The sequence below is a fragment of the Streptomyces sp. NPDC060194 genome, from assembly GCF_042728285.1.
Classification (GTDB): Bacteria; Actinomycetota; Actinomycetes; order Streptomycetales; family Streptomycetaceae; genus Streptomyces.
Map to the genome: position 1 here is coordinate 1 of NZ_JBHWZH010000129.1, position 16,047 is coordinate 16,047.

A 16,047-nucleotide genomic window follows, 5' to 3' on the forward strand; every position below is an offset into this window, starting at 1 on the left:
GCCCCCGGCAGCGCGCCGGGGGCCGTCGTCGTGCCTGATGAGCCGTTACGGCAGGTTCCGCGCCATCACGATCCGCTGGACCTGGTTCGTGCCCTCGTAGATCTGCGTGATCTTCGCGTCGCGCATCATCCGCTCGACGGGGTAGTCGCGGGTGTAGCCGTACCCGCCGAGGAGCTGCACCGCGTCGGTGGTGATCTCCATGGCGGCGTCGGACGCGTAGCACTTGGCCGCCGCGCCGAAGAAGGTGAGGTCGGCGTCGACGCGCTCGGACCTCGCGGCCGCGGCGTAGGTGAGCTGCCGGGCGGCCTCCAGCTTCATCGCCATGTCGGCGAGCATGAACTGCACGCCCTGGAAGTCGCCGATCGGCTTGCCGAACTGCTTGCGCTCCTGGACGTAGCCCTTGGCGTAGTCGAGCGCGCCCTGGGCGATGCCGACCGCCTGCGCGGCGATGGTGATGCGGGTGTGGTCGAGGGTCTTCATCGCGGTGGCGAAGCCGGTGCCCTCGTCGCCGATCATGCGGTCCGCGGGGATGCGCACGTTGTCGAGGTAGACCTCGCGGGTCGGCGAGCCCTTGATGCCGAGCTTCTTCTCCGGCGCGCCGAAGGAGACGCCCTCGTCGGACTTCTCGACGACGAACGCGCTGATGCCCTTGGTGCGCTTGTCGGGGTCGGTGACGGCCATGACCGTGTAGAACTCGCTGTCGCCCGCGTTGGTGATCCAGCGCTTGACGCCGTTCAGCACCCAGAAGTCGCCGTTGCGGACCGCGCGGGTCTTCATGCCGCCCGCGTCCGAGCCCGCGTCGGGCTCGGAGAGGGCGTAGGAGAACATGCCCTCGCCCTTGGCGAGCGGGGCCATGTACTTCTTCTTCAGCTCCTCGGAGCCCGACAGGATCACCGGCAGCGAACCGAGCTTGTTCACCGCGGGGATGAGGGAGGACGAGGCGCAGGCGCGCGCCACCTCCTCGATCACGATCACCGTGGCGAGCGCGTCGGCGCCCGCCCCGCCGTACGCCTCGGGGACGTGGATCGCGTGCAGGTCCGCGGCGACCAGCGCGTCGTGCGCCTCGCGCGGGAAGCGCGCGTCCTCGTCGACCGCGGCCGCGTGCGGGGCGATCTTCGCGTCGGCGAGGGCGCGGACCGTCTCGCGGAGCATGTCGTGCTCTTCGGACAGGCGGTAGAGATCGAAGTCGGGCGAACCTGCCAAGGTGCTTCACTCCCCGAGATGGGTGCAGTTAGTTACCGTTAAGTAGCACGATTTTAGTGGGTGCGGCCGAGGCGGGCATACGGACGGTTCACGTGAGGTCGGCAACAGCGGCTGCCGGGGAGGGGGCAACGGCTTGGATATGCTCGACTGCCGTCTGTTTCCGCACTACCCCGCCGTACCCCTGGAGCACCGCATGGCCTTGAAGATCACTGTGATCGGTACCGGATACCTGGGGGCCACCCACGCCGCCGCGATGGCGGACATGGGCTTCGAGGTGCTCGGGCTCGACGTGGTGCCGGAGAAGATCGAGATGCTGCGGCGCGGCGAGGTCCCGATCTACGAGCCGGGCCTGGAGGAACTGCTCCGCCGGCACGTCGAGGGCATCGAGGGCTCCAGCGGCCGGCTGCGCTTCACCACCTCCTACGAGGAGGTCGCGGAGTTCGGCGACGTCCACTTCGTCTGCACCAACACCCCGCAGCGCCACGGCGAATACGCGTGCGACATGAGCTATGTCGACGCCGCGTTCTCGACCCTCGCCCCGCTGCTGACCCGGCCCGCGCTGGTGGTCGGCAAGTCGACGGTGCCGGTCGGCTCGGCGGAGCGGCTGCGGGCGGTGCTCACGGAGCTGGCGCCGGCCGGGGACGCGGTCGACCTGGCGTGGAACCCGGAGTTCCTGCGCGAGGGCTTCGCCGTCGAGGACACCCTGCACCCGGACCGGATCGTCGTCGGCGTGCAGGGCGAGGGCGCCGAGCGCGCGGAGAAGCTGCTGCGGGAGGTCTACGCGCGGCCGATCGCCGAGGGCTCCCCGCTGGTGATCACCGACTTCCCGACCGCGGAGCTGGTCAAGACCGCGGCGAACTCGTTCCTCGCCACGAAGATCTCGTTCATCAACGCGATGGCCGAGGTGTGCGAGGCGGCCGGCGGCGACGTCGTGAAGCTCGCCGAGGCGATCGGGTACGACGAGCGGATCGGACGGAAGTTCCTGCGGGCCGGGATCGGCTTCGGCGGGGGGTGCCTGCCGAAGGACATCCGCGCGTTCATGGCGCGCGCGGGCGAGCTGGGCGCCGACCAGGCGCTCACCTTCCTCCGCGAGATCGACTCGATAAACATGCGGCGCCGTGGGCAGATGGTCGGGATGGCCCGGGAGGCGCTCGACGGGAACAGCTTCCTCGGCAAGCGGGTGGCGGTGCTCGGCGCGACGTTCAAGCCGGACTCCGACGACGTGCGGGACTCCCCGGCGCTGAACGTGGCCGGGCAGATCCATCTGCAGGGCGGCCAGGTCACGGTCTACGACCCCAAGGGGATGGAGAACGCGCGCCGGCTCTTCCCGACCCTCGGCTACGCGGACTCCGCGGTCGAGGCGGTCGAGGGCGCGGACGTCGTCCTGCACCTCACGGAGTGGGCCGAGTTCCGCGACCTCGACCCCGAGGCGCTGGGGCGGGTCGCCGAGCGGCGGGTCATCATCGACGGCCGCAACGCGCTCGACTCGGCGGTGTGGCGCGCGGCCGGCTGGACCTTCCGCGCGATGGGCCGCCCCCGGGCCTGACGGGCCCCAGCGCGCCGCGGAGGCCTTGGGCGGCCGGCGGTGGGCCCCCAGTGCGCCGCGGAGGCCTTGGGCGGCGGGCGGCGGGCCCCCAGTGCGCCGCTGCGCGGCGACCCCCACCGCTGCGCGGCGGGCCCCCAGTGCGCCGCTGCGCGGCGAAGCGCCCCCGCTGCGCGGCGGCCCCGACACATGCCGCTGCGCGGCATGCCCCCGAAGCGAGATCCGCCGCTGCGCGGCGGCGGAGAAGTGCTGCGCTGTGCGCTCTGCCGCGCTACGTGCCCCGCTGCGCGGCGGCGGAGAAGTGCTGCGCTGTGCGCTCTGCCGCGCTACGCGCCCCGCTGCGCGGCGGCGGAGACGCGCCGCGCTACGCGTCCCGCTCCGCCGCGCTGCGTTCCACGCAGAACTCGTTCCCCTCGGGATCGGCCAGCGTGACCCAGCCGGTCCCGTCCGGACGACGGTGGTCGCCGACCAGCGTCGCCCCGAGCCCGAGCAGCCGCTCGACCTCCGCGTCGCGGCTCCGGTCCTGCGGCTGGACGTCCAGGTGCACACGGTTCTTGACGGCCTTCGGCTCGGGCACGGTGACGAACAGCAGCGTCCCGGCTGACGACTCGACCAGCGCCTCGGGGTCCCCGGGCTCGTCGTCCTCGGCGAGCGACGCCCCGAGCACCTCGGCCCAGAACGCCCCGAGCCGGTACGCGTCGGCGCAGTCGACGGTGATGTGTCGTATCAGAGAAGCCATGCTCGGCAGGCTAGATCCCCGGGTCGAAGGGCCGATGTCCGGTCCGCTCATGCCCTGTTGGGCCCGCCTGCCTGCCCGGGGTGCGGCCTCCGGCCCCGGCCCCGGGTCGCCGACCGCCTCGGCCCGATACGCTGGCCGGCTTCCGGACGTCCCAGCCAGGAGCCGCCCCATGCCCGTCCCGCACGCCTTCGACCGCGCCGAGCGGGACAACTGGGCCGGGCGCGCCGGTGCGTACGCCGAGACGTTCGGCACGCTCTGCGCGCACACCGCGCAGCCGCTGCTCGACGCCGCCGGCGTCGGCCCCGGCACCCGGGTGCTGGACGCCGGGACCGGCCCGGGCACCCTCGCCGCGGCGGCCCGCGCCCGGGGCGCGGAGGTGAGCGCGACGGACGCCGACGCGGACATGGCCGACCTGGCCCGCACGACGGTCCCCGACGCGGACGTCCGCGTCGCGGCCCTGCCCGAACTCCCCTTCCCGGACGGCGCGTTCGACGCCGTGACGGCCAACTTCGTGCTCAACCACGTGAGCAGCCCCCGTACCGTGCTCGCCGCCCTGCGCCGTGTCGCCCGCCCCGGCGGCCTCGTCGCGGTGACCGTGTGGGCCGCCCCCGGCGCGCCCGGGCAGGCGCTGCTGTGGCGCGCGGTGGAGGCCGCCGGGTACACCCCCGCCCCGTCCGCCCGGCTCGACGCCGCGGAGGACTTCGCGCGGACCCCGGACGGCCTGACCGCACTCCTTCAGGAGGCCGGCTTCCGGGACGCGACCGCGCGCCTCGTGGAGTGGGACCACGTCACGACCCCCGCCGCCTGGTGGGCCGGCCCCGCCGCGGGGATCGCCACCATCGGCCGCGAGGTCACCTCCGGCGACGCGGCCCGCACGGCGGCGATCCACCGCGCCTACCTGCGCCTCGCGGAGCCCTTCGCCCGCCCCGACCGCACCCTCGCCCTCCCGCACCGCGCGGTCCTCGCCGCCGGCCGCGCATGACGACGGGGCCGGGCCCCGCAGGACCCGGCCCCGTGGCGCGAGCGCTCAGTTGCCGCGGACGGTGACCTTCTCGCCGTCCCGCATCTGCTGCACCATCTGCTTCATCTTCGCCTCGTCCCAGATCAGGTTGCCGTTGACCTGGCCCGAGATCGGCATGTTCATCGAGACGCCGTCGCCGCCGGTGACGCCCTTCATCGCCCAGAACATCCGCGCCAGGTCGAACAGGCCCATGTCCTTGTCGACGACGAGGGAGTCGAGCCCCGCGCCGAGCGTCGGGTAGAGCCGGAACGGGTTGATGATCGTCGTGGGCGTCGCCGCCTTCTTGGCGAGCGCGGCGAGGAACTTCTGCTGGTTCTTGGTGCGGTCGAGGTCGCCGCCCGCGAGCCCGTACCGCTGGCGGGAGAACGCGAGCGCCTCCTCGCCGTTCATCTCGTGCATGCCGGGCTCGAAGTCCGTGCCGGACTTCTTGTCCTTCATCCGCTGGGTGACCTTGATGTCCACCCCGCCCACCGCGTCGACGATGTCCGCGAACCCGCCGAAGCCGATCTCGGCGTAGTGGTCGATGCGCAGCCCCGTCTTCGCCTCGATGGTGCGCACCAGCAGCTCGGGGCCGTCCTCCGCGTATGCCGCGTTGAGCTTCACCTGCCGGCCGGTGCCCTTGAACGTCTTGCCGGACTCCGAACCGACGAAGGTCGGGATCTCCGCCTGGGAGTCGCGCGGCAGGGAGACGAGCACGGGCCCGTCGGAGCCGATGTGCAGCAGCATCATCGAGTCGGTGCGCTTGCCCTCCGCGGAGCCGGTGCGCAGCCGCTTCCTGTCCGCCGCGCTCATGCCCTCGCGGCTGTCGGAGCCGACGATGAGGTACGTCGTGCCCTCGCCCTCGGACGGCCGGTCGATGACCTTGCCGAGGTCGACCTCCTGCTTGAGCTGTGAGGACGCCCACATGTAGGTGCCGATCGACCAGACGAGCAGCACCACGACGAACACGACCAGGCCGAGCTTGATCCGCCGGCCCCAGTCGACGGGCCCGGTCGGCGCGGAGCCGCCGGCGGGGCCGCGTGGGGGTCTGCCCCCGCGGCCGCCCTGGCCGCTGCCGCCGTACACCTGCCCGGTGTTGTAGCCGCTGTCGTACCCGGTGCCGCGGGCCTCGGTGTAGCCCTGCGCCTGCGGGGGCACGGGGGCGGGCCGTACGTCGGAGTCGCGGCGGCGGACGTGCGGCATGGAGCGCGCGCCCTCCGGCCGGGACGCGCCGCTGCCGCGTCCGTACCGGTCGCCGCTGCCGCCGCGGTCGCCGCCGTATCCCCCGTCGAGCCTCTCGTCCATGCCGTAAGAGTGCCAGGCCGGTGGGCCCGGCACACAGGGCGGTCGGGAAATCGGGGCCGGGCTGTAGCGCGGCTGTTGCAAAGGGCGCGCGCCGGAACCCGACATAGGGTAGGCGACATGACAGACCACGTCCCGGCCCTGGAAGCGGACCTTCCGGGCAAGCCGACCTCGGCCTCGCGCACCACGCTGAGCCACATCATGACCCACAACGACACCAACCTCCTCGGCACGGTGCACGGCGGCGTGATCATGAAGCTGGTCGACGACGCGGCCGGCGCGGTGGCCGGACGGCACTCCGGCGGGCCCGCCGTCACCGCGTCGATGGACGAGATGGCGTTCCTGGAGCCGGTGCGGGTCGGCGACCTCGTGCACGTGAAGGCGCAGTGCAACTGGACCGGCCGGTCCTCGATGGAGATCGGCGTCCGCGTGCTCTCCGAGCGCTGGAACGAGTCCGCCCCCGCGCAGCAGGTCGGCTCCGCCTACCTCGTCTTCGCCGCGGTCGACGCCGACGGCAAGCCGCGCGCCGTCCCGCCCGTCCTCCCCGAGACCGAGCGCGACGAGCGCCGCTACCAGGAGGCCCAGATCCGACGCTCCCACCGCCTCGCCCGCCGCCGCGCCATCAAGGACCTCCGCGCCCAGCGCGCCCTCGACGGCCTCGACGACTGACCTCCACCGCCCCGGCCGCATCCGCCCGCCGCACACCGCCCGCGGCGCGCCGCGAGCCGCCGGCCGGGCCTGCCCGGCCCGGCGCCGGGGCATGTCCGCCCCGCATCCGCCCGGCGCCGGCCCGTCGCGGGCAGCGGCCGTCCCCGCACAGGTCGGTCCGCTCGTCGGCCGTGCGGCCGGGCCGGCCCTTGTCCGTGCTGCGTCCGCCGGGGCTCAGCCGCAGAGGACCTCGTCGCCGGTGACGACGTCCCCCTGTGCCGCGCTCCGGGTGACCCGCACCTTGCGGACCCCCGTGTAGTCGTCGCCCGCGATCACCCGCAGGACGCCGCCCTGCCCCGGCACCTCGCGCAGCTCGCTGCCAGGGAGGGCCGCCGCGAGGGACTTCGCGGAGCGGTCCCAGCGCGGGTCGTAGGCGACGACCGTCCGCTCCACCTGCTCGGGCGCGTCCTGGGCGAGGCCGGTCGTCGCGAAGCCGGCGCCGCGCAGCGCGGTGTCGACGCGGCCGCCGAGCCCGGCCTGGTCCGTGCCGTTCTCCACCCGCACCCGGATCGCGGCCGGTTCGACGTCCACGAGCACCGGCTTCGCCGCGCCCTTCGCCTTGTGCGGGGCGAGCGGCTCGTCGCTGCGGATCGCGGCGAAGAGCCGTTCCGCCTGCTCCGCGTTCCACCGCAGCGACGACCCGACACCCGGGATCGGGAAGTCCATGTCCCCGATCGGCACCGAGCTGAACTCGGAGGACGAGGGGGAGAAGCCGCGCATGGCCTGGCCGAGGGCCAGCATCTCGGGGGTGCCGAAGTTCTCGTCGGCCCGCACCGAGCCGAGCATCGCGCCGGTGACCCGCTTGAACTTCAGCGGGTTCAGGAGCACCCCGCTGGAGGTGGCCTTGTCGACCATCGCCGCGAGCAGCCGCTGCTGCCGCTGCATCCGGCCGAGGTCGCCGGAGGCGTCGACGTACCGGGCGCGTGCGTACTGCAGCGCCTGGCCGCCGGAGAGCGCGTGGGTGCCCGGGGCGAGGTCCAGGCCGGTGTGGGAGTCCCGGAGCGGGCGGGCGGTGCAGATCTCGACGCCGCCGAGCGCGTCGACCGTCTTCATGAAGCTGGCGAAGTCGACCTCCAGGTAGTGGTCGATCTTGACGCCGGTGTTGTGCTCCACGGTCCGCACCGTGAGCTGCGGACCGCCCTCCGCGTACGCCGCGTTGATCTTCGCCGGATGGCTCTGGTGGTGCTCGCCGCTGGTGCGGTCGGTGTGCTCGGGCAGGTCCGCGTAGGAGTCGCGCGGCAGGCTCACGACGCTGGCGCGCCCGCGGTCCGCGGAGATGTGCACGATCATCAGCGTGTCCGTGCAGTGGCAGGGTGCGCCGCCGAGGCGGTAGCGGGCCTTCTCCTCCGCGGTGACGGTGTCCCGGCCGTCCGTGCCGACGAGCAGCAGGTTCATGCCGTCGCCGCCGGCCGGCCGGTTCTTCATGTCGCGGAACGGGTCGATGCGCGCGATGCCCGCGTCCAGGTCGTTGATCACCACGTGGCCCGCGGCGGCCGTCCCGAGGACGGTGAGCGCGAGCGTGACGGCCACCCGCCGGCCCCAGCGGGCACGGGGGCGGGGACGCGGGGGTCGGGGGTGTGCGGGCATGACGGGGCACCTCCGCGGTGCGTGGGCCGGGACCGGGAGCCTGGTAGGCCCATACGATCAGCTACCCCCCGCAGGCGGTCCTCCGGCGCGCGTCCGTGTCCCCCGTTCGCGGTAACGTGACCCCGTCCCACGCGATCTCCCGGGCCCGCCCCGGGCCCCCGGCCGGAAAGACGTCATGCCTGAGCACCCCGCCGTTTCCGTGATCATGCCCGTCCTGAACGAGGAGCGGCACCTGCGCGGAGCCGTCACCGCGATCCTCGAGCAGGAGTACGACGGGGAGATGGAGGTCGTGGTCGCGCTCGGCCCGTCCACCGACCGCACCGACGAGATCGCCGCGGAGCTGGTCCGCGAGACGGAGTTCCGCACGAGCGGCCGGGTCAGGACCGTCCCCAACCCCACGGGCCGCACCCCCGCCGCGCTGAACGCGGCGATCGCGGCCTCCCGGCACCCCATCGTGGTGCGGGTCGACGGGCACGGCATCCTCTCCCCGAACTACATCGCGACCGCCGTCCGGCTCCTGGAGGAGACCGGCGCGGCGAACGTCGGCGGCATCATGCACGCCGAGGGCGAGAACGACTGGGAGCACGCGGTCGCCGCCGCGATGACCTCGAAGATCGGCGTCGGCAACGCGGTGTTCCACACCGGCGGCCAGGCGGGCCCGGCCGAGACGGTCTACCTCGGCGTCTTCCGCCGCGAGGCGCTGGAGCAGCAGGGCGGCTACAACGTCGAGTTCATCCGCGCGCAGGACTGGGAGCTGAACTACCGCATCCGCGAGGCCGGCGGCGGCATCTGGTTCTCGCCCGAGCTGCTCGTCTCCTACCGCCCGCGCCCGACGGTGAAGGCGCTGGCCAAGCAGTACAAGGACTACGGCCGCTGGCGGCACGTCGTCGCCCGCTACCACGCCGGGTCGATCAACCTGCGCTACCTCGCCCCGCCGGCCGCCGTCGTGGCGATCGCGGCGGGCGTCGTCGTGGGCGCGGCGCTCACCCCGTGGGGCTTCGTGATCCCGGCCGGCTACCTCGCCGCGATCACCGCGGGCTCGGTCCCGGCGGGCAGGGGCCTGCCCCTGAAGGCGCGCCTGCAGATCCCCGTCGCCCTCGCCACCATGCACATGAGCTGGGGCTTCGGCTTCCTCACCTCCCCCCGCTCCCTCGCCCGCAAGGTCATCGCCAGCCGCAGGCCCGCGGTCACCTCCGTCGACCACGACAACACCCGCACGGCCTGAGGCGCAGCGAGGGGGCGAGCCGTACGGGCCCACCCCCTCGCGCGCGGTGCGCCGAGGTCACCAGGTGTAGTTCGGGTTGACCTCCATGCAGTCCTCCTTCGCCCCGTTGAGCGCGTTCGCCGTCTTCGGGGTCTTCTTCGCCTTCGGCGCCTTGTAGACGTCGCCGGTGCGCCAGTCCGCGCCGACGGTGAGGGTGATGCCGGAGGCCTCCTCGGAGCCCTTGACGGCGCTCAGCGGCAGGCCGAGCGCCTTGGCGACGGCCTGCGCGTCGCCCTCCAGGTCGGCGCTGGGGAAGACGACCGTCGTCCGGGCCTCCTTGCCGGGCGTGGTGTCCGGCTCGGCCGCGGTGAAGCCCTTGGCCGCGAGGAGCGCGGTGACGTCGCGCGCCCGGCCGGACGCCGGCCCCTCGCTCGCGGTTCCCGTGCCGTTGACGACCTGCACGGGGATCTCCGCGGGCGCGGCGGCCGGGTCGTCGGACTCCTTCACCTCGGCCGTCTTCTTCTTCGGCTTCGCGTCCAGCGGCACGTCGTCGCGGATCATCTCGAAGAGGTCCTCGGCGTCGCCCGGGATCGGCTCCACCTTGTACTGGTAGACCCCGCTGCGCTGGGAGTTGGCGTTCGGCATCGTGGTCATGGTGATGCGCTCGGGCTCGACCTTCCGCAGTTCCTGCGCGATGTCCACCAGGCCGAGCACCCCGTCGATCCCGTCGTCGACGGTGAACGCGTCCATGGCCGTCTCGGCCAGCGACTTGAGCTTGCCCGGGTTGGTCAGGGTCGCGTTCTCGCGCAGCTCGCGGACCATCGAGTTCATGTACATGTGCTGGGCGCGCGTGCGGCCCACGTCGCTGTTGTCGCCGAAGCCGTAGCGGGTGCGCAGCCACTGCAGGGCCTGCTCGCCCTTGACCTTGGTGGTGCCTTCCTCCAGCTTGAGTCCCGAGCCGCCGCCGTCCCTGTTGCGCGACTCGATGTTCGCGGTGACGCAGACCGGTACGCCCCCGATGGCGTCGGCCATGGAGACCACGCCATCGAACTTGATCATCATGAAGTGGTCGATGGGGACGCCGCTGAACTCGCTCCAGGTCGCGACCACGCAGCCCGGACCGCCGTACCGGATGGCCTCGTTGACCGGCGCCAGCTGCCGCGCCTCGTAGACCTTGCCGTCGTCCTCGGGATCCCGGCACTCGGGCCGCGGTATGAGCGTGTCGCGCGGCATGCTGACGACGGAGATGTTGCTGCGGTCGGCCGACAGGTGCAGCAGCATCTGGACGTCGGCCAGCGGGGGCGAGCCGAACGTGCTCCGCGCCCCGCCGAGCTTCTGGTTCGCCTTGTTGTCCCGCGCGTCCGAGCCGATGAGCAGGATGTTCATCGGCGTCTGCCCCGCCGCGTTCGCCTTGTGCTCGGCCATCTTGCCGCCCGCGGTCAACGGGGCTTTCTGCAGGCGGGAGTTGAGGTCGTCCCACCACAGGTAGCCCGCCCCGGCCGTGCCGAGCACCGCCGCCGCCACGCCGATCGCCACCATCCGCAGCACCCGCTTCCGCGGCGGCCTGCCCTGTTTGCGGCGGTCGGCCCGGGATATGCCGGGCGGATCGCCGTCGGCCGCCCCGGTCCGCTGCCGCGGCACGGCGGCCCGCCGGCCGCCCTGCGCCGCGGCCGTGCCACCGCGTCGCCCGCCGGCCTGCGACCGTCCCCCCGGTCCGCCCGGGCGCACACTGCTCCCGCTCATGTCGAACTACCCCCCCCGTGAATCAGAAACAGCGCACTACTCGGCGCAGACGGTTTTGTCCGCTTCGACCTTCTGGACACCCTCCGGCGCCTTCGACGGCGGGGTGAGCGGGATCCCCGGGCCCTTGTAGTCCGGGCCGAGGGTGAGCGTCATGGGCGTGCCCGCCCCGGCGTCCTTCGCGGCCGGCTTCAGCGCGGACGAGGACAGGCCCATCATGGCGGCCAGGGTGCGGGCCTGCTCCGCCTGGTCGGGCCCGTACTCGAGCCGGGTCCTCTTGACGTTCGCCGGCGCGTTCGACTGGTTGGTCGACTTCAGCACGCCCTGCTCGTTCTGCAGCCAGGCGAGCGCGGTGGACGCGGAGCCGGCCGGCGCACCGCCGTTGTAGACGTCGACCCGGACGTCGCCGGGCGCGGCCTTGGGGCCCTTGAGCTTGGCGGCCTCCTCGGCCTTCTCCTTCTTCTTGACCGCGGTCAGCGAGATGTCGTCGCGCATCATCGCGAAGAGCTGCTCGGCCGGTTGCTCGTTCATCAGCACGGTCGCGCCGTCGGTGTTGTCCACCACCGGGATCGTCGCGAAGCTGATGTTCTTCGGCTCCACCTTGCCGATCTCCAGGCCCAGGTCCTTCAGCTTCAGGATGCTGGCGATCTTGCTGTCGACGGTCAGCGAGTCGGTCGCGGCCTCGGCGAGCTTCACGATCTTGGTCGGGCTGGTGAGGGTGTCGTTCGACTTCAGCTTGCGCACCAGCGACCCCAGGAACTGCTGCTGGGTCTTGATGCGGTCCAGGTCGCTCCGGTTGCCGAAGCTCTTGCGGGTGCGGACGAACCCGAGCGCCTGCTCGCCCTCCAGGACGTGCTTCCCGGCCGACAGCTTCAGGTGGGAGCCGGGGTCGTCGATGTCCTTCGCCAGGCAGACCTCGACCCCGCCGACCGCGGTCGTCATCGTCTTGATGGCGTTGAAGTCCGCCATCATGAAGTGGTCGACCTGCAGCCCGGTGACCTCCTGCGCGGTCAGCATCGTGCAGCCCGGGTCGCGGCCCGCCTGGCCGAGGCTCTCGTTGAAGCGGGTGTTCGGCGTCCCCGGGATGACCTTCGTCGAGCCGTCCTCCTGCTTGGTGGGGCAGTCGGGGATGTCGACGATCATGTCCCGCGGGATGCTCAGGGCGGTCGCGTTGGTGCGGTCCTTCGAGACGTGCAGCAGGATCGTGGTGTCCGCGTGGCCGGTGCTGCCGGCGTCCCCGTAGCCCTCGTTGCCCTTGCCGGAGCGCTTGTCGGTGCCCAGGAGCAGGATGTTGACGGCCTCGCCCTTGTTGAAGCCGTCGCCGCCGACGCCGAGGGTGTCGACCGAGCCGATGTTGCCGTTGAGGTGCTGGAAGTAGAGGTACCCGGCGGTGCTGCCGCCGACGAGGACCAGGCCCATCAGGCCGCCGGTCCACATCAGGGCGCGCTTCTTGCCGCTTCTGCCGGACTTCGGCCGCCGCCGGCCGGCCTGGTCGCCGGGGGCCGCGCCCCGGCCGGCCGGCCTGCCGCCGCCGGCCCGGCCGCCGTTGCCGCGACCGCTGGCCGTACGGCCCGCTTCGCCCGCGGGGGCCGCCGTGCGCCGGGCGCGCTGCCCGGGGACGGCCGCCGCGCGTTCGGACCGCCGGCGCGGGGGCGCCGAGGCGGGGGATCGCCCTGCGGAGGGGGTCAGTCGCAGTTCGTAATGACCGGTGTCGGGGTTGAGGACCCACTGGTCTGCGGGGTCGATGTCATCGGCCCGGCCACGGCTGTGCGCGTCCACGGTTGTTTGCGTCCTCCGTCGGTGGCACGCGGCGCCTCCCCCCAGGCGCACGGTGTCGGTCGGGTCCAGTGGCGTGCGACCTGGGACGGCTGAGGCGTGCGGGTCCACGGCACCGGGTCGCTCACACTATCTGCACGATTCCGCGCGGAGCGACGTCGGTGACCAACTCCACCTGCTGATAAGCATCCAATCCGAACCATTCTCGACAGGAATTTACCCGCACATGGCACCGGAGGCGCTCGCGTCCGGCGACGGGGCGGCGGGCCGGTCGGGCGCTCCCGCCTGCCCCGGCTCGCCCTCGGGCCCGACGGCGGCGGGGGAGTCGGACGGGTCCGCGGAGGGGGTGCCGCTCGCGTCGGGCGTCACCGTCACCGGTGCATCCGTGCGCAGTTGTGCGAAAAGCCGGTCAGCATCCGGTTGGACCAGTTCGTCACGGTTGGCGTCGTACACGTACGACCGGCGGGGCACGGTGAGGAACTGCAGCTTGTCCGAGGGGATCGAGCGCAGGCTCCGCGTCAGGTCGTAGAGGTCGCGCAGCGAGTCGAGGCCGGGGTCGGTGGTGACGGCGGAGGTCGCCGCGTCGAGCAGCGGGTAGAGCCGGGTCGGGTTCAGCAGCACCCCGTTGGACTGCACCTTCTTGACCAGCGACGCCAGGAAGTCCTGCTGGCGCTCCATCCGTTCGGTGTCGCTGCCGTTCCCGAGCGTCTTCCTCGCCCGGACGTAGCCGAGCGCCTCCTCGCCGTCGAGCGTCTGCCGACCGGCCGGGAGCCGCAGGTCGGCGTCGGCGTCGTCGATCGCCCGCGGCAGGCAGACCTGGACGCCGCCGACGGCGTCGACCATCCGCTTGAAGCCGGTGAAGTCGACGACCACGTGGTGGTCGATCCTGATCCCGGTCAGCTTCTCGACGGTGCGGACCGTGCAGGCCGTCCCCCCGGCGGTGTAGGCCGAGTTGAACTGCCCGAACCGCTCCTGGGTGCTACTGCCGTCGGCGCTCCGGCAGGACGGGATGTCGACCATCAGGTCGCGGGGCAGGGAGACGGCGGTGCCGCGCTTCCGGTCGGCCGACAGGTGCAGCAGGATCGTGGTGTCGGAGCGCTGGCCCTTGCCGCGCCGCCCGTACCGGTCGTTGCCGGCGCCCTCCCGTGTGTCGGAGCCGATGAGCAGGAGGTTCATGGCCCCCCGCACCGCCTGCGACGGGCGCTCCTTCTCCCACCGCTTCAGCTCGGCGGCGGCCGAGGTGTCGGTGGCGATGTTCCCGTCGAGCTTCCGGTACGCGGCCCAGGCGATCCCCGCGCCGACCAGGACGACGACGGCGAGGGCGAACGCCGCCCAGCGCAGGCGGCGCCGCCTGCGGCGTCGGGCCGGGGCCGCCGTGCCCGCCGCCTCAGGCCCGCCCGCCCGCGCCGCCTCCTCGGGGTCCTCCGGGTCCGGTGCGGCGGGCGTGCCTGCGCTGTCGGTCACGTCTGCATCCATCCCTCGGTGCGCTGCGGCGGGCCGGTCGCCGGGGCGGGCGGCCGGGCCCGCACGGTGGCGTGCGTACCCTCCGATCATGCGACCGGCGGGCCGCCCGGGCCTGCGGACAGGCGTGGGACGTCCCCCGTACGGCGCAGACGCGGGCGGTGCGGCGCGGCGGCCGACGGAGGGTCAGACGCCGATCGGGTGCGTGACGCGCTCGCTCTCGACGCGCTGCGCGACCGTCCCGGCCGGCGCCCGGTCGAGGTGGCGGCAGAGCACGACCGAGCCGCCCGCGGCGAGCGCCGCGTACAGGCCCTCCGACAGGCCCTGCCAGGTGTCGTACGAGCGGCCGGAGAGCACCCGCGAGCCCGTCGCCAGGCCGAGCGACCCGGCGTCCGCGCGGGCCCGCTCCACGACCTGGGCCCCCGTCAGTTCCTCGCCGCCGACGGCGAGTGCGGGCGCGTCCGGGTCCACCGGGGCGTACGGCGCGAAGCGGTCGCCCTGGGAGGGCACCTCGACGGCGTAGTCCGCGAAGCCGGCCGGCGGCTGCGGGAAGCGGCCGCCGAGCGGACGCAGCGCCAGCGCGACCCGCTCGCCGCCGCAGGCGCGCGCCGCCTCCAGCGAGTCGGGCCCGCTGACGACGAGTTCGGCCGCGGTCGGGTCGCCGCCGACGTCCGCGACCGTGCCCGTCGAGGCGCAGGCGAGCAGCCAGACGGCGCTCTGCCAGTGCGCCGGGAGCAGGATCGCGACCCGGTCGCCGGGCTCGGCGGCCAGCTCGCCCTGGATCAGATTCGCCGTCTTGGCCACCCAATTGGCGAAGGTGGCCACGGACAGTTCCACCCGCTCGCCGGTGGCGTCGTCGTAGAAGGTGATCAGCGGGCGGGCCGGATCGGCGGCGAGCGCGGATCGCAGCAGGTCGGCAGGGGTGCGGTCGATGGCGTTCACGCCCGCCAGGGTACGCGGGGGCGGTCGCGGCGGAAGGGCGGCCCGCGGCCGTCCCCGGCGCGGTCTCCCGACGATCCGTCAGTTCACCGATGGACAGATTCGTCCCTGTGTGTCCCAATTTTTGTCATGCGTGGAATCCTTGCCTCCTCCATCGGTGTCGCCTGCGCGACCGCCCTCGTCCTCCCCCTCGCCCAGCCGGCCGCAGCCGCGCCCGCCGAACCCGCCTCACCCGCGGCGCCCGTCGCCGAGGTGCTGCCGGGGCACACCCAGTCGCTGCCGCTCGCCCCGCTCGCGGGCGAACGGGTCGGTCCCGGCCTCCGGTACCAGGGCGGGCGCCGGACCGCCCCCACCACCGACCGCGGGCTGCCGGAACGGACCGTGCGGCCGTTCTCGCTCGTCGGCGTCGTCTGGGACGACCCCGACGCCGAACTCCGCGGCTCCGTCCAGGTCCGCGTCCGCCCCGCCGGCGGCACGTCGTGGTCGGGCTGGCAGGACGTCGAGACCCACAACCACGAGCACGCCGCCGACCCGGAGGCCGACGAGTCGGACACCGGCCGCACGCGCGGCTCCACCGCCCCGCTGTGGGTCGGCCGGTCCGACGGCGTGCAGGTGCGCGTCCGCGCGGAGATCCTCTGGACCGCGGACGTGAGGGACGGCGGCACGCCGACCCACGCGGCCCTCCCCGGCGGCCTGCGCATCGACCTGGTCGACCCGGGCGCCGACGAGCAGGCGGCCCGGCCCGCCGCCGTCGACCCGGCCGCCGCGGGCCGCCCCGCGACGCCGCGCCCCGCGACGCCGCGCCCCGCGACGCCGCGCCCCGCGGTGGCGCACGCGGTGCCGGC

Annotated in this window: 12 protein-coding genes and 1 pseudogene; 5 read left to right on the forward strand and 8 right to left on the reverse strand. The window is 73.6% G+C overall.

Going from position 1 to position 16,047, the window contains the following annotated elements; genetic code table 11:
• Positions 1 to 45 precede the first annotated feature (45 nt).
• Entirely contained in the window at positions 46 to 1,203 is a 1,158-nt protein-coding gene (locus tag ACFWEG_RS23230; RefSeq protein WP_387218356.1) for an acyl-CoA dehydrogenase family protein, read from the reverse strand.
• A gap of 193 nt (positions 1,204 to 1,396) precedes the next feature.
• Here ACFWEG_RS23230 and ACFWEG_RS23235 point away from each other — a divergent pair, with 193 nt between their 5' ends.
• Positions 1,397 to 2,749, forward strand: a complete 1,353-nt coding sequence (locus ACFWEG_RS23235; protein WP_387218359.1) for a UDP-glucose dehydrogenase family protein — start codon at positions 1,397 to 1,399, stop codon at positions 2,747 to 2,749.
• 361 nt (positions 2,750 to 3,110) lie between these two features.
• Here the strand turns inward: ACFWEG_RS23235 and ACFWEG_RS23240 are convergent, their stop codons facing one another.
• Complete coding sequence (locus tag ACFWEG_RS23240) at positions 3,111 to 3,485, reverse strand: VOC family protein (protein ID WP_387218362.1); 375 nt, start codon at positions 3,483 to 3,485, stop codon at positions 3,111 to 3,113.
• Positions 3,486 to 3,654: 169 nt separating this feature from the next.
• On the opposite strand from ACFWEG_RS23240, the gene ACFWEG_RS23245 reads away from it, so the two are divergent.
• On the forward strand, positions 3,655 to 4,467 hold the full coding sequence (locus ACFWEG_RS23245) for a class I SAM-dependent methyltransferase (RefSeq protein WP_387218364.1): 813 nt from the start codon (positions 3,655 to 3,657) through the stop codon (positions 4,465 to 4,467).
• A gap of 45 nt (positions 4,468 to 4,512) precedes the next feature.
• Here ACFWEG_RS23245 and ACFWEG_RS23250 read toward each other — a convergent pair whose 3' ends face one another.
• On the reverse strand, positions 4,513 to 5,790 hold the full coding sequence (locus tag ACFWEG_RS23250; RefSeq protein WP_387218367.1) for an LCP family protein: 1,278 nt from the start codon (positions 5,788 to 5,790) through the stop codon (positions 4,513 to 4,515).
• 117 nt (positions 5,791 to 5,907) lie between these two features.
• Between ACFWEG_RS23250 and ACFWEG_RS23255 the strand changes: the two genes are divergently transcribed.
• Positions 5,908 to 6,456, forward strand: coding sequence for an acyl-CoA thioesterase (locus ACFWEG_RS23255; RefSeq protein ID WP_387218370.1), 549 nt, complete (start codon positions 5,908 to 5,910; stop codon positions 6,454 to 6,456).
• Between the two features lie 213 nt (positions 6,457 to 6,669).
• On the opposite strand, the gene ACFWEG_RS23260 is transcribed toward ACFWEG_RS23255, so the two are convergent.
• Positions 6,670 to 8,082: an LCP family protein gene (locus tag ACFWEG_RS23260; protein WP_387218372.1), complete on the reverse strand. Its 1,413-nt coding sequence runs from the start codon at positions 8,080 to 8,082 to the stop codon at positions 6,670 to 6,672.
• Positions 8,083 to 8,257: 175 nt separating this feature from the next.
• Between ACFWEG_RS23260 and ACFWEG_RS23265 the strand changes: the two genes are divergently transcribed.
• A complete protein-coding gene (locus tag ACFWEG_RS23265) occupies positions 8,258 to 9,307 on the forward strand; it encodes a glycosyltransferase family 2 protein (protein ID WP_387218374.1) in 1,050 nt (349 codons plus the stop codon).
• Between the two features lie 57 nt (positions 9,308 to 9,364).
• Here ACFWEG_RS23265 and ACFWEG_RS23270 read toward each other — a convergent pair whose 3' ends face one another.
• The 4 genes from ACFWEG_RS23270 to ACFWEG_RS23285 form a co-directional block, all read right to left on the reverse strand.
• Positions 9,365 to 11,029, reverse strand: a complete 1,665-nt coding sequence (locus tag ACFWEG_RS23270; protein WP_387218376.1) for an LCP family protein — start codon at positions 11,027 to 11,029, stop codon at positions 9,365 to 9,367.
• Positions 11,030 to 11,065: 36 nt separating this feature from the next.
• On the reverse strand, positions 11,066 to 12,805 hold the full coding sequence (locus ACFWEG_RS23275; RefSeq protein WP_387218379.1) for an LCP family protein: 1,740 nt from the start codon (positions 12,803 to 12,805) through the stop codon (positions 11,066 to 11,068).
• Between the two features lie 213 nt (positions 12,806 to 13,018).
• A complete protein-coding gene (locus ACFWEG_RS23280) occupies positions 13,019 to 14,278 on the reverse strand; it encodes an LCP family protein (RefSeq protein ID WP_387218380.1) in 1,260 nt (419 codons plus the stop codon).
• A 171-nt stretch (positions 14,279 to 14,449) separates the two neighbouring features.
• Positions 14,450 to 15,205 (reverse strand): TIGR03089 family protein, encoded by a 756-nt coding sequence (locus ACFWEG_RS23285; protein WP_387218382.1) that lies wholly within the window; start codon positions 15,203 to 15,205, stop codon positions 14,450 to 14,452.
• Positions 15,206 to 15,331: 126 nt separating this feature from the next.
• On the opposite strand from ACFWEG_RS23285, the pseudogene ACFWEG_RS23290 reads away from it, so the two are divergent.
• Positions 15,332 to 16,047, forward strand: a pseudogene (locus ACFWEG_RS23290) (N-acetylmuramoyl-L-alanine amidase); the annotation flags it as partial.